The sequence below is a fragment of the Actinomycetospora soli genome (assembly GCF_021026295.1).
Classification (GTDB): domain Bacteria; phylum Actinomycetota; class Actinomycetes; order Mycobacteriales; family Pseudonocardiaceae; genus Actinomycetospora; species Actinomycetospora soli.
On the sequence record NZ_JAJNDA010000067.1, the window covers coordinates 1 to 1,428 of the forward strand.

Consider the following 1,428-nt stretch of genomic DNA (forward strand, 5'->3'; position numbering starts at 1 on the left):
GCCGGCGGCCGACTGGTCGTCCGCGCGACCCGTGTCGGCTCCGACACCCAGCTCGCGCAGATGGCCCGGATGGTCGAGGACGCGCAGAACGGCAAGGCCGCCGTGCAGCGGCTGGCCGACCGCGTCTCCGGCATCTTCGTTCCCGTGGTGATCCTGCTCGCCGCGGGCACTCTCGGGTTTTGGCTGGCCACGGGCGCGGGAGCCGCGGCGGCCTTCACCGCCACCGTGGCCGTCCTCATCATCGCCTGCCCCTGCGCGCTCGGTCTGGCCACACCCATGGCGCTCATGGTCGGCACCGGCCGCGGCGCCGCGCTGGGCATCCTCATCAAGGGACCCGAGGTGCTCGAGTCCACCCGACGCGTCGACACCATCGTGCTCGACAAGACCGGCACCATCACCGAGGGAGCGATGTCCCTGGTCGACACCGTCCCCGCCGACGGAGAGGACCCTGGCCAGCTCCTGCGCCTCGCGGGCGCCCTCGAGGACGGATCCGAACACCCCATCGCCCGCGCCATCACCTCCGCCGCCCGCGACGCTCACGGACCACTGCCCGCCGTTGAGGATTTCGCCAACGACGAGGGACTCGGCGTGCACGGCGTCGTCGACGGTCACGCCGTGCTCGTCGGCCGACCCCGGCTCCTCGCCGACTGGGCGATCCGTCTGCCCGAGCCACTGCTGGCCGCCAAGGCCGAGGCGGAATCCCGCGGTCACACCGTCGTCGCCGTCGGCTGGGACGGCGCCGCCCGCGGCCTCCTCGCCGTCGCCGACACGGTCAAGCCGACCAGCGCCGCAGCCATCCGACAACTGCGCGACCTCGGTCTGACCCCGATGCTGCTCACCGGCGACAGCAGCCCGGCGGCCCACGCTGTCGCCGCAGAAGTCGGGATCGACCCGAACCACGTGATCGCCGAGGTCATGCCCCAGGACAAGGACGACGTCGTCTCCCGTCTCCAGGGCGAAGGGCGCACCGTGGCCATGGTCGGGGACGGCGTCAACGACGCCGCGGCACTGGCGCGCGCCGACCTCGGCCTCGCCATGGGCACCGGCACCGACGTCGCGATCGAGGCCGGCGACCTCACCCTCGTGCGTGGCGACCTCCTCGCCGCCGTCGACGCGATCCGCCTGTCGCGAAGGACCCTCGCCACCATCAAGGGCAACCTGTTCTGGGCCTTCGCCTACAACACCGCCGCACTCCCCCTGGCCGCGGCAGGCCTGCTCAACCCGATGCTCGCCGGAGCGGCCATGGCCTTCTCCTCGGTGTTCGTCGTGGCCAACAGCCTGCGGCTACGCAGGTTCGGCACGAAGTAGCCCCGGCCACGGCACTCCGGCCGGTGTCTCGACCAGGCGCCGTTACCGCGGCGCAGAAGAGGTCTGTCGTGGGAGCAGACCACCTCGAAATCGGTGCAGTCGGCCTCGGGTATCGACAAC

At 72.1% G+C, this 1,428-nt stretch carries 1 protein-coding gene; it reads left to right on the forward strand.

Annotated features, from left to right (window positions below):
• Positions 1-1,308 (forward strand): heavy metal translocating P-type ATPase (locus LN037_RS32070; protein ID WP_230761179.1); only part of this gene is annotated, 1,308 nt, incomplete at its 5' end.
• Positions 1,309-1,428: the final 120 nt, after the last annotated feature.